Origin of the sequence: Mesorhizobium sp. L-8-3 (genome assembly GCF_016756615.1) — a bacterium.
Taxonomy (GTDB): domain Bacteria; phylum Pseudomonadota; class Alphaproteobacteria; order Rhizobiales; family Rhizobiaceae.
The window spans coordinates 3,604,000-3,629,572 of record NZ_AP023262.1; the positions used below are offsets into that span (position 1 = coordinate 3,604,000).

Sequence of the window (25,573 nt, forward strand, 5' to 3'; positions counted from 1 at the left end):
CGGTAGATCAACGGCCGGATTGTCTTAGCTCTCCAAGTATCGCTTGTGCCTTGTCGAGCCTGACATGTCCTTCGACCCTGAGACGCGACACTATAGTGTCGATTTCGGAACCTTCAGCCCCGGCTGCGACGGCGATATTGCGGGCGTGAAGCGACATGTGGCCCTTCTGTATTCCTTCGGCGGCCAGGGCGCGAAGCGCTCCAGTGTTCTGAGCAAGCCCGACGGCAACGATGATCTCGGCAAGCTCCTGGGCGCCCTTGACGCCAAGGAGCCTGACGGCGGCCTGGGCAACCGGATGCGTCTTGGTGGCACCCCCGACGAGTCCTACCGCCATTGGCAGTTCCAACGTGCCGACGAGATTGCCGGCGTGATCCTTCTCGTAGTGCGAGAGGGAGGTGTAGCGACCGCCCGCAGCAGCGTGCGAATGTGCGCCTGCTTCCACGGCGCGGGTATCGTTGCCGGTCGCGAGAACGACTGCGGTTATGCCGTTCATGATCCCCTTGTTGTGGGTCGCGGCGCGGTAGGGGTCGGCGGCGGCAAATGCATAGGCATCGATGATGCCGTCGACGACGTCCGGACCGCCAAGGGCCTGGCAGTCGTAAGTCGCCCGGACCCGGGCGAGCCGCAAATCTGCCTTGTTGGAGAGGATGCGCAATCGGACACGAGCGCTGGCGATCTCGGACACGAGTGGAGCCAGCGCCTCCGCCATGGTGTTCACCGCGTTTGCCCCCATGGCGTCGCGAACATCGACGATCAGGTGCAAAACCACATAGGTCTTGCCGGCGGCTTCGACGATGCGCACCTCGATGTCCTTCGCACCGCCCCCGAGCTTCACCAACAGCGGATCCTGCTCGTTGGCGAGATCGATCAGATCCTGCCGCCGCTCGTAGAGCCTGAGACGGGCGGCGTGGGGATCCTTCGCGCCGACCACCTGAATCTGCGAAATCATGATCGGCTGATCGCTTGACGTGCGGAACCCTCCATGGATCCGAGCGACTGACGCCATATTGCTTGCCGCCGCAACGACGGATGGTTCTTCCGTTGCCATAGGGATCAGGTAATCGCGCCCGTTGACGGTGAAATTGGCCGCGACGCCGAGTGGTACCGACAAGGTCCCGACGACGTTCTCGATCATACGGTCGGCGATATCAAGCATTTTCCCGTCCGCTGTAACGAGGCTCGCGAGTTCGCCTTCGGGCAAGCCGGTGCGCTCGACGATTGCCTTGAAGCGCTCCGGCGGCGAGAGCTTGTAGAACCCCGGAATGCGGCTGTTGACGGACATGAAACGAGTCTCCCACGGTGCATTTCATGAAGACCTAAGTGGGTCTGCGCTCCGAGAACAATGTGCAGGGCTCACATTTGGGCCATGCTTCCTTGTGACTTCGTCACAGGCAACGCGCGAAACTAGGTAGCCGCTCCAAGGTATGAAGGCGCAGGGCAATATGGACTTCCAACGTTCTGGAAGGATCGGCCCAGTCCGGGTTGATCTGGGAGATCGTGTCGAGGCGCTGACGCATCGTGTTGACGTGAATACCCAACATCTCGGCGGCTTTCTGCACGCTTCGCCCGGCATCCAGATAGGCAAGCAGCGTGACGGCGAGCTGGCTCTTGCGCTTTTCGTCATGTTCTACGAGGGAACCGATCGAGGAGCGCAGGAACAGGTCGATCGCGTCGTCGCCCTTGTTCTGAAACAGGAGCGCATAGATCGACAAGCTCTTTTCGAACGCGACCCGTCCCTGTTGTTTGAGGCCGTGCAGGAGGGCCAGGCTTCGGCGCAGAGCCTCGTACTCGGCCGGGAACTTGTCGATTGCGGCGATCGGGCTCGATATCACGATGCTGAGCTTCTGCCCGAAGGCCTCCTCCAGCCGCTCGGACATCCGCTTGGCCAACTGCTCGGGATTGGAAGCGTTGGTGATGACGGCAAGGTCGCCATTGAATTCCGCGGATATCGAATCGCGGCCGGCCAGGGCCGAGCGCAATGCAGACGAAGCCTGTGCGGCCGTGACCTTGTTGAGTTCGACGAGGATCGTGGTGACAGGCCAGGTCAGGGAGATGCCCGGAGGCAGCCGTCGGGCAGCCTCGGGCGCGAACGGATCGGCGATGCCGCGAAGCAGCGCGGAGACGATCTCCGCGACGTCGCGCGAAGCCGTCTGCGCGATTCTCTCCAGCGAGAGGAGCACGATGCCGGTGACGATGGCGCTGCGTTCGAGCGTGCGCGTTTCTGATGCCGACAGGGGACGACTGCGCGTGAAGACGAGCGCGCCAAGGCGGGCCGAGCCGCCCATCGCAGCCGCGACCACGGTCATGCCGTCGTCGGCTGGCCCGGCCAACTGCACCGAGCGGCCGAGCCGGTCGCTTTCGCGCACCGCCCTCGCGACCTGCTCGTCGGCGAGGTGATCCGGAATGGTCCCTGCGAGCAGTTCCCGGGTCTCGTCGATCACGCCTGCCTTGCCTTTCAGCAGGTTGGAGACACGTTTTGCGATGTCTTCCAGCGTGCCGCCGCGCGCGATCAGTTCGGTCAGCTGCTCATGTGCGATCGCGGCTTCCTCGATATCGTCGGCCTTGGCCTTCAGCGCGGCGTTGGCTTCCTTCGCCATGCGCAACGCCCTTTGCGCCTCCTCCAGGAGGCGCGCATTCTCGATCGCCAGCGCCGCGAAGGTACCGAGCGAGGAGAGGACGGCCATCTCTTGCGGCGTATAGGAGCGGACGTAGCGATCGCCGACGAAGAGTACGCCGATGACCTGCGCCTCGAGCTCGAGCGGAATGCCGAGGATCGAGACGATTCCCTCGCCGCTGGTGGCCCGGTCGATGCTGACGTCGTGGTCGAAGTTGCGGTCCGCCGAATAGTTGCTCGAATAGAAGGGGCGCCGCGTCCTGGCGACGCTGCCGCACACCCCGATGTTCCGGGGCACGCGGATCCTCGCGAAATCCTGGGAGACGACGCCCTCGGTGGCCCGCACATAGAAATCGCCGCGCTCTTCGTCGGCCGCCGACAGATAGGCGATGTCGCTGCCGACGAGCTGCTTGGCGCGCTGGACGATCGCCTGGAGGACCTGATCCGTGTCGCGCAGGGCAGAAAGGTCCCGCGCGGTCTCGTAGAGCGCGGAAAGCTCGACTTCGCGCTTGTGCTTGTGGTCGGCGTTGTCGCGCAGTCGCATCGCGGTGGCAAAAGCCACTTTCATCGTTTCCGGCAGGTCGCCGGCCGCACGTGCTTCGGCCGCGAGCTGCTCGAAGCTCGACAACGGCGCGTTATCGTCGAGAAGCTGCAGCAGGCGCTGGTAACAATATGCCGGTTCGAAGCTCTCCTGCGAGGGCGGGCCGACCGGCACCGCAGCGACGAGGCTGGACATTCGCTCCTCCACTCGTGGCCCGTCATTCTTCGATGATGCGCGAGCTCCGTTGCGGAGCTATAGCACCCTCCGGTCCAATAGGAATGTCCATAGTCAACATAAACTGCGTCAATCTATGTGCGAGAAGCATATTAAGCTTGAGCATGCGCGCGACCTAATGTGCACTCGAACCAATCGGAGTCGAGACATGCCTGACATCGTTCGCATCGTGGAGGTCGGACCGCGCGACGGCCTGCAGAACGAGAGCGTTGCCGTGTCTGCGGTCGTGAAGGTCGATTTCATCAAGCGCCTGGCCGCGGCCGGGATCAAGACGATCGAGGCGGGCAGCTTCGTCTCGGCGAAGCGCATTCCGCAAATGGCCGACACCGCGCAGGTTCTCGCCGCCCTGCCGCGCGACGGGGCCATCCGCTATCCCGTCCTGGTTCCCAATCTGCAGGGCATGGAAGCCGCCCTGGGCGCGGGGGTCGACGAGATCGCCATCTTCGCTTCCGCGTCGGAAACGTTTTCCCGGAAGAACATCAACTGTTCGATCGCGGAGAGCATCGAGCGCTTTCGCCCCGTGCTGGAGGTCGCCAGGGCGAACGCTGTCGCGGTCCGCGGCTATGTGTCCTGCGTCCTCGGCTGCCCCTATGAAGGCAATGTCGAAACGGGAGCGGTCGTCTCGGTCTCGAAGAGGCTTGCGGAACTCGGCTGCTACGAAATCTCGCTGGGCGACACCATCGGCATCGGCACGCCGCGGCAGGCGCGCGATGTCGTCCGCGCAGTGTCGCGGGAGATCGGCGTCAATACCTTGGCCGTCCATTTCCATGACACGCGCGGCCAGGCGCTGGCCAACATCCTTGCCTGCATCGAGGAAGGTGTGTGCGTGGTGGATAGCGCCGCTGCTGGGCTGGGCGGCTGCCCCTACGCGCCCGGCGCATCCGGGAACGTCTCGACCGAGGACCTCGTCTTCATGCTCGACGGCATTGGCGTGAGGACCGGCGTGGACCTGGAACTCGCGATCGAAGCGGGCCTCTTCATCGCCGCCGAACTCGGCCGGCCCACCGGCTCGAAAGTATCGCAGGCCGTGGTAGCGAGCCGCGGTTTCAAGCCGGCTATGTGACGAATCCACGCGAATGCGATCAGTCGGTGTGGCAAGGCGACATTGCTGGCGCCACCGCCATCGCAAACAATCCAGCCCCAGGGAGGAAGAAATGTCGGAAGAATTTGCAGCCGCCGGAGCCGGGGTCACCGGATCCGGTCCCCTGAAGGGCGTCACCGTGCTCGACATAACGCGGGTCGTGGCTGGCCCATTCTGCTCCATGCTGCTGGCCGACCTTGGTGCAACCGTCATCAAGGTCGAGCATCCCGACGATCCCGACTACGCGCGCACCTTTCCGCCATTCGTGTCGGCCGACGACAGGGAGTTCAGCGCGTTCTTCGCGCAGTACAACCGGAACAAGCTCGGCATCACCCTCAACATGAAGTCGGCGGAAGGCAAGGCGCTGCTGCGCAAGCTCGTGCGCAGGGCCGACGTGCTGGTCGAGAATTTCAGGCCGGGGACCATGGACCGCCTGGGTCTCGGCTACGAGGTGCTCAAGAAAGAGAACCCGCGCCTGATCTACACGGCGATCAGCGGCTTCGGCCGCACGGGTCCGAACGCCTCACGTCCGGCCTTCGACAACACCGGCCAGGCGGCGGGCGGCCTGTGGTCGATGAACGGTTATGCCGACCGTCCTCCGGTGCGCGTCGGCACCATCATCGGCGACCTCGCTGCCTCGCTCTACGCCGCGATCGGCACGCTGGCGGCCCTGCGCGAGGCCGAGCGTGGCGGCGAAGGCCAGGTCGTCGACGTTTCGCAGCAGGATTCCGTGCTGACGCTGACCGAGAATGCGGTCGTGCGCTACACGACCGAGGGCGACGTGGCCTCGCCGCTCGGCAACGACCATCCATTCGTACGCCCCTACGGGCAGTTCCCCTGCAAGGACGGCTACGTCTTCTTCGGGGGCTATACCGACAAGTTCTGGCGGATCACCTGCGAACTCTTCGGCGCTCCCGAATTCGCCGACGATCCCGAAATCGACACGATGGAGAAGCGTTTCGACCGGGAGGTCGCCGAGCGGCGGGTCAAGCCGCTGCTGGAAGGCTGGTTCAGCAAGTACAGCAAGGCCGAGTTGGAGGAACTGGCGGGCGACCGCATCCCGCTCAGCGCGATCAAGACGATCGCCGAGGTGGTGGAGGATCCTCACATCACGGCGCGCGACATGATCGTGAAGGTCCCTGTCGCCGGCAAGCTTGTGCGCATGTTCGGCCTGCCGATCAAGCTTTCGGGAACTCCCGGCAATGCCTGCGCCAAGGCGCCCGGCCCCGGGGAGCACAACACTTTCGTCTATTCGCGCCTGGTCGGGCTGACGCCTGAAGAGGTGGGCAAGCTCGCCGAGGACGGAGTGATCTGACATGGCGATCGAACTGCACCGCTCGGGGCACGTCGCGACGATCCGCATCGCGCGGCCGGCAAAGCTCAACTCCCTCTCCCTCGCCATGTATGAGGATCTCGGCAGGGCATTCGCCGAGGCGCGCGACGATGAAGGCATTCGCGCCGTCGTGCTGGCGGGCGCCGGGGAGCGAGCGTTCTGCGTCGGCGCGGACCTGACGGAGTCCATTCCCGCGCTGGCCAGCGACCGCTTCGATATCAGTGCCTGGGATCCCGCCCATCTGAAGGGGATGAAGTTCTACAAGCCGATCGTCTGCGCCGTCCGCGGCCTGTGCATCGGGGGCGGCTTCGAGATCATGCTGGCGACCGATATCCGCATCGCCTCGACCGAGGCTGAATTCCAACTGCCTGAGCCCTCGCACGGATTCGTGCCCGCGGGCGGCACGCTGGTCAGGCTGGTTCGCCAGATCGGCTACGCCCACGCCATGGAGATCCTGCTTTCTGGCCGTCGCTTCAGCGCTGCCGAGATGGCCGCCAAGGGGGTGGTCAACCAGGTGGTGGACCCGGACAAGGTCGAGCCGCTCGCCCAGGAGACGGCCGCGCAGATCGCGACGCTCAGCCCTACGGCGATCCAGACCATCAAGGAAGCCGTGCTGACGCTCCAGGACCTGCCTCTGGAGCAAGCCTTCGCCGAGGAGGCAAGGCTCGGCCAGCGCACATTCACCAGCGAGGACGCGCGCCGGGGACTGAGAGCCTTCGCGGAACGCGCCGCCGGATCGAGCGGGAAACAGGGATGAGAGCGCCACAGTCCACCGTTGTCGGCCCGCCGTCGTCGGCGGGCGCTGTCCACCGGCCGGGCCTGACCCAGGAGACGATCGTCGCGCTGGCGGCGCTGACCCTGTTCGTCGTCTTCTCGCTGACGCTCGACAATTTCCTCTCCCCGGGAAACATCGTGACTTTGGTCCGCAACGTGGCGGTGCTCGGCATGCTCAGCCTGGGCATGGCGATCGTCGTCATCGGCCGCGGCGTGGACCTGTCGCTGATCGCGGTAATGGCCGTCTCGCTGACGCTTTCGATCGTGCTTGCCAACAAGGGATACCCGTTCGTCACGGCGCTCGGCGTCGGTCTGCTCTTCGTCCTCGCCGTCGCGCTGACCATGGGCTTCCTGATCGCCTATGTCGAAATCCCGGCGATCTTCGCGACGCTTGCAGTCTCGGCGATCGTCTACGGCCTCGGCCGCGGCGTGATCGCCGATCTCGATGTCAACAACGTCCCCGACGGCCTCGACTGGTTCATCTTCCTTGGCCGCGGAAGTGCCCTCGGCGTGCCGCTGCCGATCTGGCTTTTCGCCGCCGCCGCGCTGGTCGTCCACCTCTGCCTGCGCAAGACGGGCCTCGGCCGCTTCATCTATGCGGTCGGCGACAACATCGCGACGGCGCGCATCTCGGGCATTCCCGTGCGACCGATGATCATCGTGCAGTATGTGCTGTCCGGCCTCATGGCCTTCCTCGCTGGCGCCGTGACCGCGGCATCGGTCGCGAGCATGAACATGCGCGTCGTCAACTCCACGATGATCTACGACGTGCTGCTCGTCGTCATCCTGGGCGGAATCGGCCTGTCGGGAGGGCGCGGCGGGGTCCGCAACGTGCTGGTGGGGACGGCGCTGATCGGATTGCTGCTCAACGGCATGACCATCATGGACATCTCCTACACCGTCCAGAACCTGATCAAGAGCACCGTCCTGCTTGGCGCTCTTGTCATCGATGCCCTGCTCAACCCGCGCGACGAACAGACGTCCCAACAGGGCGACATCTGACCCGCGCCGTCGTCATCAATGGGAGGAACCGAAATGACCATACTGAAGACCGTGCTTGCGACCGCATTCGCCGGACTGGTCGCCGCTTCGCCGGCGTTCGCACAGGAGGGCCTCGTGGACGAGGTCCGGCAGCCCACGCTCGACGCGTTGAAGGGCAGGACGGTCGTCTTTGTGCCGATGTCGATGAGCTTCGACCTGCCGGAAGGTTGGGCCGCCGTCATGCGCAAGGAGGCTGATCGCCTCGGCTACAAGCTCGACATCCGCGATGCAAACTGGAGCACCGACACCGGCACGCGTGCGATCACGCAGGCGATCACCGAAAAGCCTGATATCCTCGTGGTGCAGAACTTCGACGTGGCTTCTTACGCCCGCACGCTCAGGCGTGCCGAGGAAGCCGGCATCAAGGTCGTCCAGGTCAACATGAAGTCAAGCTATCAGACCGATGCCTTCGTTGGCGCCGACTGGTACGGAATCGGCCAGTACGCTGCAAACCGCATGATCGAGAAATGCGGCAAGAGCGCCGGCAAGAGCGGCAAGATCGCTCTGATCCAGGGGCCGGCGACGGCCGCCGCCAGCGTCTACCAGCTCAATGCCATTTCGGAGACGCTGAAGGACGGCGACCAGATCGAGATCGTGTCGAGCCAGACCGGCGATTGGGACCAGTCCAAGGCTCGCGGCATCGCGCAGACGGTGATCCAGCAGAACCCGGATCTTTGCGGCATCATCGGCTTCTGGGACGTGATGGACGCAGGGACCGGCGCGGCGATTGCCGAGTCCGGCAAGGACATCTATCTCATCACATCAGGCGGCGGCAACAAGACCGCCTGCCAGGGCGTGGAGAACGGCACCTTCGACGAGGTCATCTCCTACGACGTGCCGGGACAGGGGCGCGACCTCAACAACACGATCAAGATCCTGCTGCAGTCGTCGGCCGAACCCGGCGAGGCGAAGTTCGCACTCTATACGCCCAACAAGATCATCTCGAAGGAGACGCTGGCCAACGACAGCTGCTGGGATCTCGACCTGCTGAAGAAATAGCCGAAGCCACCCCCCAAGGTCCGCCGTCCCCCGCGGCGGCCGCCCGGCATTCACAGGCAGGATGAGCGATGGAAGCGATCGAGCGTCTCTATTTCCGGTATTTTCCGGAGAAGCTCCTCGGCGAGGTTCTCACCAAGCGTTGGAGCGACAACATCGTTCCCGTCCTCGCCACTATGGTGGTGATCGGCGCCTTCCTCTGGCAGGACCTGGGCTTCTTCACCATGTCCAGCCTGACCGAGACGTCCCGCCAACTGGCCGAGTTCGCCCTGATCGTCGTGGCGATGGGCATCGTGCTCCTGGCCGGCGGGCTCGACCTGTCGCTCGGCAGCGTCTTTGCGCTTGCCAACATCACCGTGCTTATCTGCATGAACCTGATCGGCTGGCCGGTATGGGCGAGCGTCGTGGCGACGCTCGGCGTCGGCGCGCTCTGCGGGGCGGTGAACGGCTTCCTCATCGGCTACCTGCGCATCCGCGCCTTCCTGACGACGCTGGTGACCCTGATCATCATCCGCTCGATCGTCGACATCATCCTGCTTCGCTACGCGGTGCAGATATCGGCGGGCTTCCCGGATTCCGAACTTTGGTATTTCATCGGCGAAGGCACCGTTCTCGGCGTGCCATTCTCCTTCGCCGTGGCCCTGGCGATCGTCGCCGCGTGGCATTTGGTCCTGACGCGGGCGCGCGCCGGCTGGCATATATCGGCAGTTGGCGGCAGCAGGCGGTCGGCCTTCAATGCCGGCCTCAAGGTCAAGCGCACCGTCTTCCTGACCTATGTCTGGTCGAGCACGCTGGCCGCGATTGCCGGCATCTTCTTCGCCGCGCGCCTGGGCAGCGCCGGCTCCGATACCGGCGTCGGCCTTGAAATCGCGGCGCTGACTGCTGCCGTGCTCGGCGGCAACAGCCTTGGAGGCGGCAGGGGATCGGTCGCCAAGTCGCTGCTCGGCGCGGTCGTCGTCCTTATCCTGACCGACGGCATGGTTCGCATCGGAATCAGCGGCGGCGTCAGTTCCACCATCCTCGGCCTTGTGCTTTTGCTCGTGGTGGCGATCGACGTGCGCTGGCTGAAGAACCGTCACAAGATCCTGAACAAGGTCTATGTCTCCCCCGCCTATTTCCGCCTGCCGCCACCGCCGGCGACCGATGCGGGAAGCGGCAGCCCTTACGCCCTCAACGACCGCCTCAAGGGCGTCAGCCTCATCGGCAAGGGCGAGGTCGAAGGCCCGGAGGACGTCATCTTCGATCGCCGCGATAATCTCTATTGCCCGAACCGCCACGGCGACATCGTGCGCTTCCTGGCACCCGACTATGGGAAATGGGAGATTTTTGCCCATATCGGCGGTCATCCGCTGGGCATGGCATTCGATGCAAACGACAATCTCAACGTCTGCGTCGGCGGCATGGGCCTCTATCAAGTGACGCCGGAGCGGGAGGTCCGCAAGCTGACCGATGAGACCAACCGCACCTTGTTTTCGATCATCGACGATTCGCGCCTGAAGCTCGCCGACGATCTCGACATCGCGCCTGATGGACGCATCTTCTTTTCGGAAGCGACAATCCGCTACGACATGCACGACTGGGCCTATGACGCGCTCGAAAGCCGCGGCAACGGCCGTCTGATCTGCTACGATCCGCGCGATCGTTCGACTCGCACCGTCCTGCGCAATCTGCAGTTTCCCAACGGCGTCTGCATGGCCGGGGACGGCCAGTCTCTGCTCTTCGCCGAGACTTGGGGCTGCCGGATCAACCGCTACTGGTTCGACGGCCCGCGCAAGGGCACCTGCGAAGTTCTGATCGCCGATCTGCCGGGCTATCCCGACAACATCAATCGCGCGTCGGACGGCAACTTCTGGGTCGCGCTGGTGGGCATGCGCTCGCCCACGCTCGATCTCGCTCTGCGCATGCCGAGCCTGCGCAAGCGCATGGCCAAGCGCGTCGCCCGGGACGAATGGCTTTTCCCGAACATCAACACGGGCTGCGTGGTGAAGTTCACCGGCGGGGGCGACGTACTCGAATCCCTTTGGGACCTCGGCGGGGAGAACCACCCAATGGTCACCTCGATGCGCGAACACAAGGGCTATCTCTATTTAGGCGGCTTGTACAACGACCGCATCGGACGATTGAGGCTTCCCAATGCGGATCCGACCTGGACTTCGCAGAGCTTCTATTGGGGAGAAGGGAAATGAGCCTCACGGCCGGGATCAGGAAGACATTTGACCGCTTCATTGGCGGCCGTGGCGAGTTCTCCATCACCGTGCCTGTCATGGATGGCGCGTTGAAGCCGAATGACTATCTCGAAAGAGCGGCCGCCCTGGCGGTGGTCGAGCAGGCGGACAACGCGGTCGTCGTCGGCGAGAAGCTGCTGATCTCGTCCGGATCCCGTGTTCTGGAACTCCGCGGCGATGGCGACCGCCGCGTTCATAGCGAGCATGACGCGCCGATCAGCTGTCTCGGGGTGTCTCACGTCGGCGCACTGGCCATCGGCCTCGACGGCGTCGGCGTGAAGATCGCGGGCGGCCGGTACGACGGCACGCAGGTGGACCGTGTCGCAGGCATGCCGCTGATATGCCCGACCGCGGCGATATTCCTCGCGGAAGACCTGTTGCTGGTAAGCAATGGCTCGGCGACGTTTCCCGCCGCTCAATGGAGCCATGACCTGATTCATCATGGACGCTCCGGCTCCGTGGTTCGCATCGATCTTTCCGCCGGCAAGGCGGTCGAACTGGCGGGAGGCCTGAGTTTCCCCGCCGGACTTTCCGTGCGCCATGACACCAGCGATATTCTCGTGACAGAGGCCTGGCGGCACCGGCTACTGATTGTCGAGACAGATGCTCCATCCGCCCCCCGCGAAGTGCTGGCCGGGCTGCCTGCGTATCCCGGCCGCATCTGCCGGTCGGCGGCGGGAGGATATTGGCTCTCTTTCCTTGCCGCGCGCTCGCAATTGCAGGAGTTCGTACTCCGGGAGGACAGGTTCCGCCGGCGGATGATCGCGGAGATCGATCCTGCATTCTGGATCGCCCCCACGCTTTCGAGCGGTCACAGCTTCAAGGAGCCGCTGCAAGCCGGCGGCGTCATTCGGCTCGGAATCCACAAGCCGTGGGCGCCGACCCGATCCTACGGTCTGGTCGTCAGGCTCGACGCCGACCTTCAGCCGGTCTGGAGTGCGCATAGTCGGGCTGACGGAACACGCCACGGCATCACCTCTCTGGCCGAGGTCGATGGAGAGCTGGTCGTGACATCGAAAGGCAAGGGCGAGGTCGTCCTGATCGACCACGTCGCGCTTGCCGAGCCCCTGGACCTTATGGTGCCGACGGAGCACGCCGCATGACGCCGATCGTCGAATTGCGTAGCGCAACGAAGGAATTTCGGGGCATCCCGGCCTTCTCACAGGTCGACTTCGTCCTTGAACAGGGGGAAATCCACGCCCTTCTCGGCGAGAATGGCGCAGGAAAATCCACGCTCACCAAGGTCATTGCCGGCGTCTATGCCCTGACCGCAGGGACGCTTCTCGTCAACGGCAGGGAGGAGAAGCTGGCGACGCCCGCCGAAGCCTTGGGAAAGGGCATTGCGATGGTCTACCAGGAGAACAGCCTGGTGCCGTCGATGACGGTCGCCCAGAACATCTATCTCGGCAACGAGAAGCCGCTGAACCGCCTTCGCGGCATCTACATCTCAGCCCAGCAATTCCTGCAATCGCTCAATTTCCATGTCGACCCGGCTGCGGTGGTCGGCTCGCTCGGCGCGGCGCAAAAGCAGATGGTCGAGATCGCACGCGCGGTGCACCATCGGGCGCGGGTCATCATCTTCGACGAACCGACCGCAACGTTGACGCCCGAGGAAAAGAGCTACTTCTTCAAGCTGATCCGCAAGCTGAAAGCGGAGGGAGTGTCGATCATTTTCATCTCGCACGCGCTCGAGGAGGCGCTCCAGATCGCTGACCGGATCACGATCCTTCGCGACGGACGGCTGGTGGCCTCGGACAAGGCTGCCGCCTTCGATCGCCAGAAGATCGTCCAGGCTATGGTCGGACGAAACCTCACCGACGAAATCTATGGCAGCACCGCACGGTCCAGGCCGCCGCGGGCGCGCGGGCGCAAGGTGCTTTCCGTCGAGAACCTCTCGATGGGAAGCATCGTGCGCAACACCTCCTTCTCCATTTATGACGGACAGGTCACCGGCATATTCGGGCTGGTCGGCTCGGGACGGACCGAGACGATGAAAGTAGTGGCAGGAGTGCTCAAGCGCGACTTCTTCCACGGAGGCGAGATCAAGCTCGCCAACAAGCCGGTGCGCTACCGCGTTCCGGCTCCGGCGGTTCGCGACGGCATCGTCTACGTGACCGAGGAGCGCAAGGCCGAGGGCTTCTTCGAAACGATGAGTATTGCCGAGAACATCTATGTCGGGAAGATCGCCGGCGAGGCTTATGGCGGCTTTCAGATCGTGTCCCTGAACGATGCGTGGCGGTTGGCGGACGAGTGGCGCAAGCAGCTCAACATCCGCGCCATCGACCCGAATGCCAAGGTGATCGAACTGTCCGGCGGCAACCAGCAGAAGGTGGTGATCGCCAAGGCGCTGGTGCAGATGCCGCGGCTGGTGATCTTCGATGAGCCGACGCGCGGCGTCGACGTCGGTGCCATCGCGGAGATCCACGCCTTCATAAACCAGCTTGCCGACGACGGCATCGCGGTCGTCGTGATTTCCTCGTACCTGCCGGAAGTGCTGTCCTTGTCGGACAGGATCCTCGTCGCCCGGCAAGGCAAGATCGTGGAGGAGATGGACCGCCGAACGGCCAGCGAGGAAACGATCATGTATGCCGCAGTCCACTAGGGTCTGTCGTCGGTGGTGCGCTGGTTGTGACGCTGGAGCCATCTGGCCGGTACCGAGCCTCCGGTGACCTCGGTGTGATGTTCGTCTTATGTGACTTGCTGTTTCGTCGGGATCTGATCGGCAAGCTCCTTGCGCCCGGCCGGGCCGTTGAGGAGTTCGCCACTGGCGATCGATCGCGCCCGTTCGTCGTTGCGAGATGATTTGTCGACGACAGACACTTTGGGTCCCGGCGGGTGTGATTCCGAGACATTGAACGCCACGTCACGCCTTCCCTAAGGTGTTGGAAATACCGCATCGGAGAGACGCGTTCGTGCTGGTCTGGTGGTGCCGGATAATCAAAGAGGGAGGACGTCAATGAACATTTCTGGACGGACAGCGAGTATCTGCTTTTCAACCCTGACTGCGGCAGCCTTGCTACCCGCAATCGCACTGGCTCAGGAGGCCAGGATCAGCGACGATGTCGTGCGCATAGGGCTCATCGAGGATATGTCCGGTGTCTATGCGGATATCACGGGAAAAGGCGCGGTCACCGCAGCTCAGATGGCTGTCGAAGAGTTCGGCGGGAAAGTCCTCGGCAAGTCCGTCGAGGTGTGGTCCGCCGACCACCAGAACAAGCCCGACATTGCAGCCGCCGTCGCACGCAAGTGGTTCGACGAGGACAAGCTGGATGCCATTCTCGACGTGGCCTCTTCGTCCCCGGCGCTGGCGGTGCTCGAAGTCGCCAAGCAGAAAGACAAGATCGTCACGCTGAGTTCGCCTGGATCGATGCGCATAACCAACGATGCGTGCGGTCCCTATGTCGTTCATTGGGCCTACGACACCTACGCCATCGCTCACGGCACCGGCCAGGCGCTGGTCGCCGAAGGATTTGACAGTTGGTACTTCGTCACGGCCGACTACGCCTTCGGCCATAGCCTGGAGAAGGACACCGGCGATGTCGTGACGGTGCAGGGCGGCAAGGTGCTGGGCAACACCCGGCTTCCCGTCGGCACGACCGATTTTGCATCCGCCTTGCTCAACGCCCAGTCTTCGGGCGCCAAGGTGGTGGCCCTTGCGAATGCCGGTTCCGACACGATCAACTCGATCAAGCAGGCAGCACAGTTCGGCCTCACGCAAGCCGGGCAGAAGCTCGCCACTTTGGCCGGTTTCATCAATGACGTTCATGGTCTCGGCCTTGCCGAAGCACAGGGGCTCACCATTACCGAGGCGTCCTACTGGGACATGAACGACGAAACTCGCGAATGGTCGAAGCGGTTTCTCGACAAGGTGGGGGCCATGCCGAACATGCTTCAGACCGGCACCTACTCCTCGGTGCTGCACTATCTCAAGGCGGTCGAGGCTGCCGGCACCGATGAAACCGGGGCCGTGATGGCCAAGATGCGGGAGTTGCCCATCGAGGACGTCTTCTACAAGGGCATCATCCGGGAAGACGGCAGGATGGTGCACGACATGTACCTGTTCGAAGTCAAGAAGCCCGAAGAGTCGAACGCGCCCTGGGACTACTACAAACTGGTCTCGAAAATCGATGCCGCGGACGCGTTCCAGCCACTTGAAAAGTCCACCTGCTCATTGGTCACGAAGAAATAGGCGGTCGGGGACCGCAGCGCACCGGGGGGCGGCAGGCGCCCGCATCCCGGCAGCGTTTGATTGAAGAAGGAGAGAGATGAAATGAATCGGCGGGAATTCAACCTGATGCTGGCGGCCGCTTTGGGCTCGTCCACTTTCGCGGGGCAGGCCTTCGGCCAGGAGACGGGCGGGTCGCTGACGGCGATCATCCAGCCCGAGCCGCCGATCCTGAACCTGGGGCTGAACCAGCAGACCCCGACGGGCGTCGTGGGCGGCAAGCTCTACGAGGGGCTGCTTTCCTATGCCAAGGATCTCACGCCGCAGCCGTTGCTCGCAGATTCCTGGGACATTTCCGAGGACGGCCTGACCTACACGTTCAAGCTGGTTCAGAACGCGAAATGGCACGACGGCCAGCCGTTCACGTCAGCGGACGTCATCTTCTCCTGCAAGTCGCTCCTGCCGGAAACGCATCCCCGCGCACGGGCCGTTTTCGACCGTTGCGAGAGCATCGAGGCGCCTGACGAGTTCACGGTCGTCTTCAAGCTGAAGAAGCCTTTCCCGGCCTTCATCATGGCCTTCGAGACGGCCTCGGCACCGATGGTGCCGCGCCATCTGCTGGAAGGGAAGGACTATCGCAAGGAGGGCGCGGAACAGCCGCCTATCGGCACCGGGCCGTTCCGTCTCAAGGAATGGGTACGGGGTTCGCACATCCACCTCACTGCGGTCGACGATTACTACCGGCCGGACCAGCCGAAGCTGAAGGAGATCTACTATCGCATCATCCCGGATGCGGCCTCGCGCGCTGTTTCGCTCGAGCAGGGCGAGACGCAGCTCGCGCAGTGGCAGGATATCGAGCCCTTCGACGTCGAGCGCTTGTCCGCTCTGTCGCATCTCGAGATGACGACCGACGGCTACGAATACTTCTCGCCCATGGTGTGGATCGAGCTGAACTGCCGCCGTCCGCCGATGGACGACAAGCGCTTCCGCCAGGCGCTGATGCATCTGATCGACCGCGAATTCGTGCGCGACCGCATCCTGTTCGGCCTTGCCAATGCGGCCACCGGGCCGATCTCGTCTTCGATGCGCTACTACAATTCCGACGTGAAGACCTATGAGCATTCCGTCGAGAAGGCGGTCGCGCTGCTCGATGAGATGGGTCTGAAGCCCGGCGCCGGGGGCGTGCGCGCCACGCTGAAGTTCACGATGGTGCCGGCGGGCGAGGTCTGGACGCGGATCGCGGAATATGTCCGCCAGGCCTTCGGCGCGGCGGGGATCAATGTCGAGCTGCAGAGCAACGATCTCGCCGGATGGGTCGCCAGCGTGAGCAACGGCGATTTCGACATCAGCGGCAACCAGCTCTACCAGAACGGCGATCCGGCGCTCGGCGTGGCGCGCACCTACGTCTCCTCCAACATCCGAAAGGGCGTCATGTTCTCCAACACTGCGGGCTATTCCAACCCGAAGGTGGACGAACTCTTCGAAGCGGCGGCCGTGGAACTCGACGAGGAAAAACGGCAGGCCTACTACACGGAAGTCCAGCAGCTCCTCGTCGAGGAAATGCCGGTCCTCTGGCTGTGCGAGCAGAAGTATCCGACGATCTACGACAACCGGCTCAAGGATCTCGTGACCTCGTCGACGGGGGTCAACGCCAACTTCGGCACGACCCACTTCGCATCATGATCGCCCTGGAGACGCGCCGGCGCCCGGACGGGTGCCGGCGCATCGCCTCGCAGCGGGCTCGGGCCCGCACTTCATCTATCCGGCGCGGCCAGCGCCGCGGCAAGGGAGGCCTAAAGCCGACATGACCTCGTATTTCGACAATGCGGAAATTGCCGTTCTGCAGGCGTGGCGACATAAATTGCATCAGTGTCCGGAAATCTCGGGCGAAGAGATCGAGACCGCCCGCGAGGTGGTCTCCTTCCTGGCCGACACCAAGCCCGACAAGGTCGTCACGCAGCTCGGCGGTCACGGTGTCGCCCTGGTCTACGAGGGTGTCGAGGCGGGGCCGACAGTCCTGCTGCGCTGCGAGCTGGACGCGCTCCAGATCCACGAGATCTCGAACCTTCCCTATCGCTCGCGCAACGATGGGAAGGCGCATATGTGCGGCCATGACGGGCATATGACGATGATGGCCGCCGTCGCCCGGCATCTTGCCCGGCACAGGCCCGCGCGGGGGAGGGCGGTCCTGCTCTTCCAGCCGGCTGAAGAGACGGCCCACGGCGCCGAGGCCGTCCTCGCCGATCCGAAATTCACCGAACTCACGCCGGACCACTCCTTCGCGATCCATAACATGCCCGGCCTGCCGCTCGCCCATGTTGCGGTCGCCGCAGGCCAGATCACCTGCGCATCGATGGGTCTGCGCATCGAACTCGTCGGCAAGACCGCCCATGCCTCCATGCCCGAATCCGGCATTTCGCCGGCTGGAGCCGTTGCCCGCATCATCACCACCTTGAAGACCTTCGAGGCGGGCGATGCCGTCGCGCCCGGCTTCCGCCGGGTGACGCTGACGAGCGTCCAGATGGGAAAGCCTGTCTTCGGCATTACCCCGGGCTCGGCCGAAATCCGCATGACCCTTCGCAGGCCCGAGAGCGACGGGATGCCGGCGCTGGTCGAGGAAGTGCTGGAGATGGTGCGCGCGGTCGCCGCCGAAGAGCATCTCACCCTCACGCACTCGACGCATAACTTCTTCCGGGCCTGCGTGAACGATCCCGAGGCGGCCGCGGTCTTCGAGAGTGCCGCAGCCCGCATGAACCTCTCCCGTGCGACGGACTATGTGCCGATCCGGGGCGCGGAGGATTTCGGCCTTTTCGGATCCTGTTCGAAGTCGGCGCTCCTCTTCATCGGTGCCGGCCTGGATCGGCCGATGGTCCACAACCCCGACTACGATTTTCCGGACGAACTGATCCCGGTCGGGGCCGGGCTGTTCCTCGGCGTCCTCGACCAGCTGCTGGGATTTTCGCAACCGAATGCGCGCTAGTTTGGAACCGTCGAAACAAGCCTGATGTCGATCATTTCCCGTTTGTTGGCAAAGATCATCGGGATCGTCTTCACGATCCTCGTCATCGCCACGATCAACTTCGTTCTCATCCATTCGACGCCGGGTGACCCGGCGCTCGTCATCGCCGGCCAGTCGGGTGCCGCGGATGCGCAGTTCATCGCCGATATCCGCGCCCAGTATGGCCTGGACCAGCCATTCCTGGTGCAACTCGGGACTTATGTCGGCAAGGTCCTGCAGTTCGATCTCGGCTATTCCTATCGCCAGCGCGCCGATGTGAGCCAGCTCATCCTCGAGCGGCTCGGACCGACGCTTCTGCTGACGCTTTCCGCCTTCTTCTTCTCCCTGATCGGCGGCGTGCTGTTCGGCGCTTTTGCAGGCCAGCGGCAGGGCAAGTGGTCGGACCTCGCCATCTCGCTTCTGTCGCTCCTGCTCTATGCGACGCCGGTGTTCTGGCTCGGTCTGATGCTGGTGCTGGTCTTCTCGATCCAGCTCGAATGGCTGCCGGCCTTCGGCTATACGAGCATCCGCTCCTCGAGCTTCGGCCCGCTGGAATATGCGCTCGACGTCGCGCGCCACCTGATCCTCCCGGTGGTCACGCTGGCCGCCATCTATATGGCCGTCTACACGCGCCTCATGCGGTCTTCGCTGATCGAGGTCTCGCACGAGGACCATGTGCGCACTGCGCGCGCCAAGGGTCTGAGCGAGCCGCAGATCCTGTCGCGCCACATGCTGCGCAACGCGGCCGTGCCGGTGGTGACCTTTGCCGGCATGCAGGCAGGGGCGCTGATCGGCGGCGCCGTGGTCGTCGAAACGGTCTTCTCCTGGCCGGGCCTGGGGCGGCTCACCTACGATGCCGTCACGGCGCGGGACTATCCCGTTCTTCTGGGCCTCTTCCTCATCATGTCGGTCCTGGTCATCGCAACCAATCTTTTGAGCGACCTTCTGCATCGGCTCATCGATCCGCGCATCAAAGGCCGATAGGAGGCTTGCAATGCAAGATTTCATGCGCACGTTTCTGCGCCGCCCGGCCGGATTGGTCGGGATACTGCTCCTGACCCTGGTCTGCCTTCTCGCGGTTCTGGCGCCGCTGCTCTATCCGGCCTCGCCCTGGGAGATGAGCGGCGCTCCATTCAGCCGGCCCGGCGAGAACGGCATGCTTCTGGGCAGCGACACGCTCGGGCGCGACATCGCGGCGGGAATCGCGCACGGCGCCCGCGTTTCGATCCTGATCGGCCTTGCCTCCACGCTGACCGCGCTCGGCATCGGCGTGTTTCTCGGCTGCATCGCCGGCTATGCGGGCGGCGTGCTCGACAGCGCGATCGTGCGCTTCACCGAGATCTTCCAGACCATCCCGAGCTTCGTGCTCGCGATCCTCTTCGTCGCCATACTGACGCCATCGATCGGCACGATCATCCTGGCGATCGGACTGGTGAGCTGGCCGCCTTTGTCGCGCCTGACGCGCGCCCAGGTCAAGACCGTGTCCCAGCGCGAATTCGTCCAGGCGGCGCGCTGCCAGGGGCAGTCCACCATTTCGATCGTCCTGCGCCACGTCCTGCCCAACGCGGTTTCGCCCATCATCGTGGCGGGCTCGCTCACGGTGGCCGCGGCGATCCTGATCGAGGCGGCACTCTCCTTCATGGGGCTCGGCGATCCCAACTTCATGAGCTGGGGCTACATGGTCGGCGCCGGGCGCACGGTGATCCGCCAGGCGTGGTGGATGAGCGTCTTTCCGGGCATCGCGATCCTGCTCACCGTGGTTGCGATCAACCTGGTCGGCGAGGCCCTGAACGATACGCTCAACCCGAGGATATCCCGAGCATGACCGCGCCTTTGCTTGCCATCGAGAACCTCGTTCTCGGCCTGCCACAGGGCGCCGACCGCAGCCATGCCGTCGACGGGATCAGCCTGACGGTCGATCGCAACGAGATCGTCTGCCTCGTGGGCGAAAGCGGCTCGGGCAAGTCGATGACGGCTCACGCGGTCCTCGGCCTCCTTCCCTCCAAGGTCAAGGCGCTCCAGGGCGAGATCCGGTTCGGCGGCCGTGATCTGCTTTCTCTCCCGCCGCGCGATATGCGCGCCCTGCGCGGCAGCCGGATCGCGATGATCTTCCAGGAGCCGCTGACCGCGTTGAACCCGCTGGCAAAAGTCGGGCGACAGGTCGGCGAGGCGATCCGCATCCATGGCCGGGCGGCCGAGGGCGACGTGGACGCCCGCGTCGTCGAACTGTTCGGCCAGGTCGGCCTGCCCGACCCGGCGTCGATCGTCTCGGCCTATCCGTTCCAGCTTTCGGGCGGACAGCGCCAGCGCGTGATGATCGCCATGGCGCTCGCCAACGATCCGGAACTCCTGATCGCGGACGAGCCGACGACGGCCCTCGACGTCACCACGCAGCGCCAGATCCTCGACCTGATCCTCAGCCTCCAGGAGAAGCGTGACATGGGGGTGCTCTTCATCACCCATGACATCGGCGTCGTCGCCGACATAGCCGACCGCGTCGTCGTGCTGCGTCACGGCAAGGTCGTGGAACAGGGCGCGGCTGCCACGGTGCTCGAGACACCGCAGACCGACTACACCCGCGACCTGCTCGACGCTGTGCCCGGCCGGGGCGCCATCCGCCTGGCCCAGGACCAGCGTACGCCACTCCTGGAAATCAAGGCGTTGCAGAAGGTCTTTACCACACGCCAGAATCTCTTCGCCAAGCCGCGCCGCGTCGTTGCGGCTGATGGCGTCGACCTCGTCCTGAAGCGCGGCGACACGCTGGCGGTGGTGGGCGAGAGCGGGTCGGGCAAGTCGACACTCGCACGGATGGTCCTGCGCCTGATTGAACCCGACGGCGGCGCGATCAGCTTCGATGGCGCGCCGGTTCGCGCGATGAAAGGCGAAGCGCTGCGCCAGTTCCGGCGCAGGGTGCAGATCGTCTTCCAGGATCCCTACGCCTCGCTCGATCCGCGATTGAAGATCGGGGAGAGCATTGTCCGCGGGCCGATGGCGTTCGGTGCATCACGCGCGGAGGCAATGTCGACCGCAACACGCTGGCTTGAAAAGGTAGGCCTTGGCGCCCACGCGCTGAACCGCTTCCCGCACGAATTCTCCGGCGGCCAGAGGCAGCGGATCTGCATTGCCCGCGCACTCGCGCTCGACCCCGTCTGCCTCATCGCCGACGAGGCGGTTTCCGCGCTCGACGTCTCCGTCCAGGCGCAGGTGCTGAAGCTTTTGTCGGACCTGAAATCCGAGATGGGGCTCAGCATGCTCTTCATCACCCACGACCTGCGGGTGGCGCGCGAGATCGCCGACCGCATCGTGGTGATGCAGAACGGCCGCATCGTCGAGCAGGCCCCGGCTGCCGAACTCTTCGACACGCCTCGTGCGGACTATACGCGACGACTGCTGGACGCGGTTCCGGGCCGCGACTTCTTCGAACGCCGCGCGCTCGCCGGCGCCGCCGTCTAGGACGCGAGCATGGACGACCGCACACGCTCCTTCATCGGCAAATCCACGCTGCTCTTCATTGCTTCACGCAATGCAGAGGGCGCGATGGACGTCTCCCCGCGCGGCGGCCAGCCCTCGGTGCTCCGATTGCGCGCGGATGGCAGCCTGCTGCTCCCAGACTATGTCGGCAACCGCCGGCTGGACACGATCGGCAATGTGCTGAGCAATCCCGATGTCGCGCTGGTCCTTCTCAACCGGCGTTCCGAGGAGTATCTGCGGATTGCCGCGCACGCGACCGTGTCGCGGAGCGAGGAAGACATCGGCGCCTTTCCCGCCGACGAGAACCGTCCTCTGAGCGTCATGGTCCTGACGCCGACCCGGATGGAATTCGTGCGAAGCGAAGCCTTCACCAGGAGCGGCTTCTGGATCGATCCGGCCGACAGAAGGCCTCCGCTGGACGTGCTCGATATCTACGCCAGGGACGGCCGATGGCAGGCTGAGGGCGGGCGCAAGCCGGTTCTTTATGACGCCGCCTCCGAAAGCCGTCTTGCCAAGGCGGGCCTGCGAGACTTCTACGGCACGCCGAGCCCGCTGGTGCAGAACAAGGTCTACAACACGCCCGGCCCGGGCTTCATGGGTTTCATCGATGAGGCCCGGTTCATCGTCTTCGCGCATGCAAGCGATACGGGCGAGATTCTCGTCGACCTGGTGGGCGGATCGCCGCTTCGGCTCGATCCCGGCACCAACTCGCAGTCCCTCCTGCTCGACCTCCAGCACGAGGGTTCGGCCACGTCCGCCACGCCCCATTCGGCCGAATTCGCCATTCTGGCGGCCGAGCCTGGCCGGTCCGACAACATCCGCCTTAACGGCGCCTATCGCGAGGTCGCATCGAAGCCGGACGGACAACGCCGACTGAGCGTCCAGCCCGAGGAGATCTACTTCCATTGCTCGGCGGCCTTTGCGCGGTCGCGAATATGGACGGACTCCAGACCCGTGGCCTGGAGCGGTCGACGCGCCTTCACCTGCGTGGCTCGCCGGCGGGAAAGCCCGGATGTGATGTCCTTCGTGCTGAAGCCCCGCGATGGGGCACCCGTCGGAGATGCGGCACCTGGACAGTATGTAACGGTATCGCTGCCGCATGACGATCAGCCGATGCCGCGGCGTCGCTGCTATTCGATCTCTGCCGTTCCGGACGAACAGTCGCTGCGCATTTCGGTGCGACGCGTCGGTGACCAGGGGATTTCCGCCCTGCTTCATGACAAGGTCGCGATTGGAGACGAAGTCCTTCTCGGCCCTCCGGCCGGAAGGTTCGTCTTTGACAGCGCGCCGTTTCGTCCCGTGGCGCTCATCAGCGCGGGTGTGGGGATCACGCCGCTTCTGCCGATGGCCGAGTACCTAGCTCGCGAGGCCGCCGGGCGCGACGTCTGGTTCATTCACGCAGCGCGCAATGCCAGACACCACCTGTTCGAAGAGGAGGCGCTCCGCATAGCAGACGCCAATCCGGGTATCAGGCTGTTGACGGCCTATTCCCGGCCAGAGGTCGGCGACAGTTGCCACCATGAGGGCCGCCTGGACGCCGAAGCCCTGGCCGCGCATGTCCCGATCGGCAGTGCCGACTTCTACATCTGCGGCCCCGACGGGTTCATGGCGTCCCTGAGCCAAGGACTGATCGGCCTGGGAGCGGCGCCGGACAGCATCCGGATGGAGGCGTTCGAGCAGAAAGGCGGGGGTCCTGGTTTCGGTTTGTCGGGGGCGCTTGCCAACCGCGGACCCCGCACTGTGACTTTCGCCCGCTCGGGCAAGCAAGCGACCTGGAAGCCGGAGAGCGGATCATTGCTGGATCTCGCAATCGCGAACGGCATCGACGTCCAGTATTCCTGCCGCAGCGGGGAATGCCAGTCTTGTACGCAGCGCATCGTCAGTGGAGGCGCGAGCTATCCCGCCGGCGAGGAGCCGTTTCTGGCCCGCGGCCAGGTCCTGCTATGCCGGGCAATTCCCGGCAGCGATATCGTTCTTGATTGCTGACCGGACCAATGGGCGGAAGACCTGCCCGATATCGGCGGCTGCATCGTCGGTCCTCTGCCGGCCCCGCCGCGATGTCGTCCGCCTTTTTGAATTCCATTTGACTGAATAGTTGGCCGGTGCGAAGCTCTCCTCTCTTGGAGGGCGTTGACATGACGCTGCGGGGGACCAACCAGGAGTTCGCGCGACCGTTCAACCGGCGCATCGTGCTCGAATCCATCCGCCTCCATGCGCCGATCAAGCGGGCCGACATCGCGCGGCAAGTCGGACTTACCGTGCAGACCGTGTCGACCATCGTGCGCGAACTCGAAGAGCAGGGCTACATCCTGTCGCTGCGCGACGAGCCGAACGGCCGCGGCCTCCCGCCGGCTCGACTCCGCATCAATCCGGAAGGCGGTTATGCCGTCGGCATCCATCTGACACCGTTGGGCCTGGACGCGGCACTGGTCAATCTCAGCGGGGAGGTGATCGAAAGCAGGCATCGCGACGCGCCGAACGCGACGCCGGATCATGCTTTCGAACTCATCGGCAGGCTGGTGGCGGAGTTGACGGGCCTGCGACCGGGCGGCCGCATCCTCGGCGTAGGCATGGCCTTGCCCGGTCCCTTCGGCGTCGAATCCATGAGTTTCGTCGGACCGACCACAATGGCCGGCTGGCAGGATGTCGCGCTGCGCGAGCGGCTTGCCGACGAGACCGGGCTGCCGGCCTTTATCGAGACCGACATGGCGGCTTCCGCCTTGGGCGAGCAGCTCTATGGTCTGGGTACCCGCTTCTCGGACTACTACTACCTCTATTTCGGGGTGGGGCTGGGAGGCGCCATGGTCCATGACGGAACTGTGCTGCGGGGCGCCTGGGGCAATGCCGGAGAGATCGGCCACATCCCCGCCGTGCCTGACGGCGAACCTTGCCCGTGCGGCAATCGCGGCTGCCTGGAACGCTATCTGTCGCTGGAGGCGCTCGGTCGCCGGCAAGGCGGCGAGGCCGAGTGGCTGCCGCAGGTTCGGCCGATCTTCCGCAATGCCGTCGCCACCATCGAAAATCTGTTCGATCCGCAGGTCGTGGTGCTGGGCGGCCTGGCGCCGCTCGACCTCCTGGAAAAGCTGGCGGCCACGGTGCAGGATCTGCCCAACACGGTTTCGGCGCGGAAGGACCGCACGACCCCGCGCATCGTCGTGGCATCCAGTGGGCCGAACTCGGTGCTGCGCGGCGCCGCCGCCCTTGCCGTGACGGGCGTGCTGTCGCCGCGTTTCGGCCAGATGTTCGAGACGGTCGCCGAGCCCAGGCATGCCGCGCCGCGCGAAAAGGGAGCGGCGGCATGAGCGAACCCTTGCTGACCCTGGAGAATATCACCAAGAACTACGGTGCGATCGAGGCCCTCAAGGGCATCAGCTTCAGCATAGCCAAAGGCGAGGTGGTGGCGCTGCTCGGCGACAATGGCGCGGGCAAGTCGACGCTGGTCAAGATCATCGCAGGCGGGCTGGAGCCGACGTCGGGGCGCATGCTGTTCGAGGGCAGGGAGTTTTTGGCGCGCACTCCGGCTGAGGCCAAGGCGGCGGGCATTGAGACCGTCTATCAGGACCTGTCGCTCTGCACCAATGTCGATGTGGTCGCCAATTTCTTCATGGGCCGGGAGATCACCCGCAACGTGCTCGGCGTCCCCATGCTCGACGAGCGCGCGATGGAAGCCGTTGTCGCGGCGGCGCTGGCCAATGCCGGCACGCGCATCCCGTCGCTGCGCACCAAAGTGGAGCATCTCTCGGGCGGCCAGCGGCAGGCGATCGAGCTCAACCGCTTTGTGCATTGGGGCGGCAAGCTCGTGCTGCTCGACGAGCCCTTCGCGGCGCTGGGCGTCGAACAGACGCGGCGCGGCCTCGAAATGATCCGCCAGGTCGCCAGCCAGGGCATCGGCGTCATCATCATCACCCACATCATGCAGCAGGCCTTCCAGGTCGCGGACCGGATCGTGGTGATCCGGCAAGGCATCGTGGCGGGCGATGTCGCGCGCAGCAATACCAGTCCCGACGCGGTGATCGACATGATCACCGGGGAAACGCCTGCCGGTGCCGGACCGGGAGGCTGAGGGGCGAAAGGAGCATCCGGCAAAAACAGGGAGGAAC

At 64.5% G+C, this 25,573-nt stretch carries 20 protein-coding genes; 17 read left to right on the forward strand and 3 right to left on the reverse strand.

Translation table 11 applies throughout. The features are described 5' to 3' along the window. Positions 1-7 precede the first annotated feature (7 nt). Together JN302_RS16830 and JN302_RS16835 are read right to left on the reverse strand one after the other, a co-directional pair. Positions 8-1,282 (reverse strand): hydroxymethylglutaryl-CoA reductase, degradative, encoded by a 1,275-nt coding sequence (locus JN302_RS16830; RefSeq protein WP_202333789.1) that lies wholly within the window; start codon positions 1,280-1,282, stop codon positions 8-10. A gap of 103 nt (positions 1,283-1,385) precedes the next feature. After that, the gene (locus JN302_RS16835) at positions 1,386-3,350 is read right to left on the reverse strand and encodes a helix-turn-helix domain-containing protein (RefSeq protein ID WP_202333791.1); all 1,965 of its coding nucleotides are present in this window, start codon (positions 3,348-3,350) and stop codon (positions 1,386-1,388) included. Positions 3,351-3,537: 187 nt separating this feature from the next. Here JN302_RS16835 and JN302_RS16840 point away from each other — a divergent pair, with 187 nt between their 5' ends. The 8 genes from JN302_RS16840 to JN302_RS16875 all read left to right on the forward strand — a co-directional run bounded on the left by JN302_RS16840 (position 3,538) and on the right by JN302_RS16875 (position 13,441). Then, positions 3,538-4,452 carry a hydroxymethylglutaryl-CoA lyase gene (locus tag JN302_RS16840; protein WP_202333793.1) on the forward strand — a complete coding sequence of 305 codons (915 nt, stop codon included), beginning with the start codon at positions 3,538-3,540 and terminating at the stop codon, positions 4,450-4,452. 91 nt (positions 4,453-4,543) lie between these two features. Then, complete coding sequence (locus tag JN302_RS16845) at positions 4,544-5,785, forward strand: CaiB/BaiF CoA transferase family protein (RefSeq protein ID WP_202333795.1); 1,242 nt, start codon at positions 4,544-4,546, stop codon at positions 5,783-5,785. Between the two features lies 1 nt (position 5,786). Then, positions 5,787-6,560 (forward strand): enoyl-CoA hydratase/isomerase family protein, encoded by a 774-nt coding sequence (locus JN302_RS16850; protein ID WP_202333797.1) that lies wholly within the window; start codon positions 5,787-5,789, stop codon positions 6,558-6,560. Further along, positions 6,557-7,579, forward strand: coding sequence for an ABC transporter permease (locus tag JN302_RS16855; protein ID WP_202333799.1), 1,023 nt, complete (start codon positions 6,557-6,559; stop codon positions 7,577-7,579). The genes JN302_RS16850 and JN302_RS16855 overlap by 4 nt, the downstream gene beginning before the upstream one ends. A gap of 33 nt (positions 7,580-7,612) precedes the next feature. Further along, complete coding sequence (locus JN302_RS16860; protein WP_202333800.1) at positions 7,613-8,617, forward strand: sugar ABC transporter substrate-binding protein; 1,005 nt, start codon at positions 7,613-7,615, stop codon at positions 8,615-8,617. 68 nt (positions 8,618-8,685) lie between these two features. Further along, the gene (locus JN302_RS16865; RefSeq protein ID WP_202333801.1) at positions 8,686-10,800 is read left to right on the forward strand and encodes an ABC transporter permease; all 2,115 of its coding nucleotides are present in this window, start codon (positions 8,686-8,688) and stop codon (positions 10,798-10,800) included. Beyond that, positions 10,797-11,942, forward strand: a complete 1,146-nt coding sequence (locus JN302_RS16870) for a strictosidine synthase (protein ID WP_202333809.1) — start codon at positions 10,797-10,799, stop codon at positions 11,940-11,942. Before JN302_RS16865 ends, JN302_RS16870 begins: the two co-directional genes overlap by 4 nt. Beyond that, positions 11,939-13,441 carry a sugar ABC transporter ATP-binding protein gene (locus JN302_RS16875; protein ID WP_202333811.1) on the forward strand — a complete coding sequence of 501 codons (1,503 nt, stop codon included), beginning with the start codon at positions 11,939-11,941 and terminating at the stop codon, positions 13,439-13,441. The genes JN302_RS16870 and JN302_RS16875 overlap by 4 nt, the downstream gene beginning before the upstream one ends. 86 nt (positions 13,442-13,527) lie before the next feature. Here the strand turns inward: JN302_RS16875 and JN302_RS16880 are convergent, their stop codons facing one another. Next, positions 13,528-13,701: a hypothetical protein gene (locus JN302_RS16880; RefSeq protein WP_202313579.1), complete on the reverse strand. Its 174-nt coding sequence runs from the start codon at positions 13,699-13,701 to the stop codon at positions 13,528-13,530. Positions 13,702-13,795: 94 nt separating this feature from the next. Between JN302_RS16880 and JN302_RS16885 the strand changes: the two genes are divergently transcribed. From JN302_RS16885 to JN302_RS16925, 9 genes are all read left to right on the forward strand, one after another. After that, on the forward strand, positions 13,796-15,028 hold the full coding sequence (locus JN302_RS16885) for an ABC transporter substrate-binding protein (RefSeq protein WP_202333813.1): 1,233 nt from the start codon (positions 13,796-13,798) through the stop codon (positions 15,026-15,028). Between the two features lie 81 nt (positions 15,029-15,109). After that, the gene (locus tag JN302_RS16890; protein ID WP_202333815.1) at positions 15,110-16,687 is read left to right on the forward strand and encodes an ABC transporter substrate-binding protein; all 1,578 of its coding nucleotides are present in this window, start codon (positions 15,110-15,112) and stop codon (positions 16,685-16,687) included. Positions 16,688-16,808: 121 nt separating this feature from the next. Continuing rightward, the gene (locus JN302_RS16895) at positions 16,809-17,984 is read left to right on the forward strand and encodes an amidohydrolase (RefSeq protein WP_202333817.1); all 1,176 of its coding nucleotides are present in this window, start codon (positions 16,809-16,811) and stop codon (positions 17,982-17,984) included. Positions 17,985-18,008: 24 nt separating this feature from the next. After that, the gene (locus JN302_RS16900; RefSeq protein WP_202333819.1) at positions 18,009-18,986 is read left to right on the forward strand and encodes an ABC transporter permease; all 978 of its coding nucleotides are present in this window, start codon (positions 18,009-18,011) and stop codon (positions 18,984-18,986) included. Between the two features lie 10 nt (positions 18,987-18,996). Further along, a complete protein-coding gene (locus JN302_RS16905; protein WP_202333821.1) occupies positions 18,997-19,827 on the forward strand; it encodes an ABC transporter permease in 831 nt (276 codons plus the stop codon). After that, the gene (locus tag JN302_RS16910) at positions 19,824-21,455 is read left to right on the forward strand and encodes an ABC transporter ATP-binding protein (RefSeq protein ID WP_202333823.1); all 1,632 of its coding nucleotides are present in this window, start codon (positions 19,824-19,826) and stop codon (positions 21,453-21,455) included. Before JN302_RS16905 ends, JN302_RS16910 begins: the two co-directional genes overlap by 4 nt. Positions 21,456-21,464: 9 nt before the next feature. Next, positions 21,465-23,459, forward strand: coding sequence for a 2Fe-2S iron-sulfur cluster-binding protein (locus JN302_RS16915; RefSeq protein WP_202333825.1), 1,995 nt, complete (start codon positions 21,465-21,467; stop codon positions 23,457-23,459). Positions 23,460-23,608: 149 nt separating this feature from the next. Beyond that, positions 23,609-24,775 carry an ROK family transcriptional regulator gene (locus JN302_RS16920; RefSeq protein ID WP_202313591.1) on the forward strand — a complete coding sequence of 389 codons (1,167 nt, stop codon included), beginning with the start codon at positions 23,609-23,611 and terminating at the stop codon, positions 24,773-24,775. Continuing rightward, the gene (locus JN302_RS16925; protein WP_202333827.1) at positions 24,772-25,536 is read left to right on the forward strand and encodes an ATP-binding cassette domain-containing protein; all 765 of its coding nucleotides are present in this window, start codon (positions 24,772-24,774) and stop codon (positions 25,534-25,536) included. Before JN302_RS16920 ends, JN302_RS16925 begins: the two co-directional genes overlap by 4 nt. The last annotated feature ends 37 nt before the right edge of the window (positions 25,537-25,573 follow it).

What these genes read in the sequence shown, in the direction of transcription:
- JN302_RS16830 (WP_202333789.1), bottom strand. Translation starts at nt 1,282, where the DNA reads ATGTCCGTCAACAGCCGCATTCCGGGGTTCTACAAGCTCTCGCCGCCG.
- JN302_RS16835 (WP_202333791.1), bottom strand. Translation starts at nt 3,350, where the DNA reads ATGTCCAGCCTCGTCGCTGCGGTGCCGGTCGGCCCGCCCTCGCAGGAG.
- JN302_RS16840 (WP_202333793.1), top strand. Translation starts at nt 3,538, where the DNA reads ATGCCTGACATCGTTCGCATCGTGGAGGTCGGACCGCGCGACGGCCTG.
- JN302_RS16845 (WP_202333795.1), top strand. Translation starts at nt 4,544, where the DNA reads ATGTCGGAAGAATTTGCAGCCGCCGGAGCCGGGGTCACCGGATCCGGT.
- JN302_RS16850 (WP_202333797.1), top strand. Translation starts at nt 5,787, where the DNA reads ATGGCGATCGAACTGCACCGCTCGGGGCACGTCGCGACGATCCGCATC.
- JN302_RS16855 (WP_202333799.1), top strand. Translation starts at nt 6,557, where the DNA reads ATGAGAGCGCCACAGTCCACCGTTGTCGGCCCGCCGTCGTCGGCGGGC.
- JN302_RS16860 (WP_202333800.1), top strand. Translation starts at nt 7,613, where the DNA reads ATGACCATACTGAAGACCGTGCTTGCGACCGCATTCGCCGGACTGGTC.
- JN302_RS16865 (WP_202333801.1), top strand. Translation starts at nt 8,686, where the DNA reads ATGGAAGCGATCGAGCGTCTCTATTTCCGGTATTTTCCGGAGAAGCTC.
- JN302_RS16870 (WP_202333809.1), top strand. Translation starts at nt 10,797, where the DNA reads ATGAGCCTCACGGCCGGGATCAGGAAGACATTTGACCGCTTCATTGGC.
- JN302_RS16875 (WP_202333811.1), top strand. Translation starts at nt 11,939, where the DNA reads ATGACGCCGATCGTCGAATTGCGTAGCGCAACGAAGGAATTTCGGGGC.
- JN302_RS16885 (WP_202333813.1), top strand. Translation starts at nt 13,796, where the DNA reads ATGAACATTTCTGGACGGACAGCGAGTATCTGCTTTTCAACCCTGACT.
- JN302_RS16890 (WP_202333815.1), top strand. Translation starts at nt 15,110, where the DNA reads ATGAATCGGCGGGAATTCAACCTGATGCTGGCGGCCGCTTTGGGCTCG.
- JN302_RS16895 (WP_202333817.1), top strand. Translation starts at nt 16,809, where the DNA reads ATGACCTCGTATTTCGACAATGCGGAAATTGCCGTTCTGCAGGCGTGG.
- JN302_RS16900 (WP_202333819.1), top strand. Translation starts at nt 18,009, where the DNA reads ATGTCGATCATTTCCCGTTTGTTGGCAAAGATCATCGGGATCGTCTTC.
- JN302_RS16905 (WP_202333821.1), top strand. Translation starts at nt 18,997, where the DNA reads ATGCAAGATTTCATGCGCACGTTTCTGCGCCGCCCGGCCGGATTGGTC.
- JN302_RS16910 (WP_202333823.1), top strand. Translation starts at nt 19,824, where the DNA reads ATGACCGCGCCTTTGCTTGCCATCGAGAACCTCGTTCTCGGCCTGCCA.
- JN302_RS16915 (WP_202333825.1), top strand. Translation starts at nt 21,465, where the DNA reads ATGGACGACCGCACACGCTCCTTCATCGGCAAATCCACGCTGCTCTTC.
- JN302_RS16920 (WP_202313591.1), top strand. Translation starts at nt 23,609, where the DNA reads ATGACGCTGCGGGGGACCAACCAGGAGTTCGCGCGACCGTTCAACCGG.
- JN302_RS16925 (WP_202333827.1), top strand. Translation starts at nt 24,772, where the DNA reads ATGAGCGAACCCTTGCTGACCCTGGAGAATATCACCAAGAACTACGGT.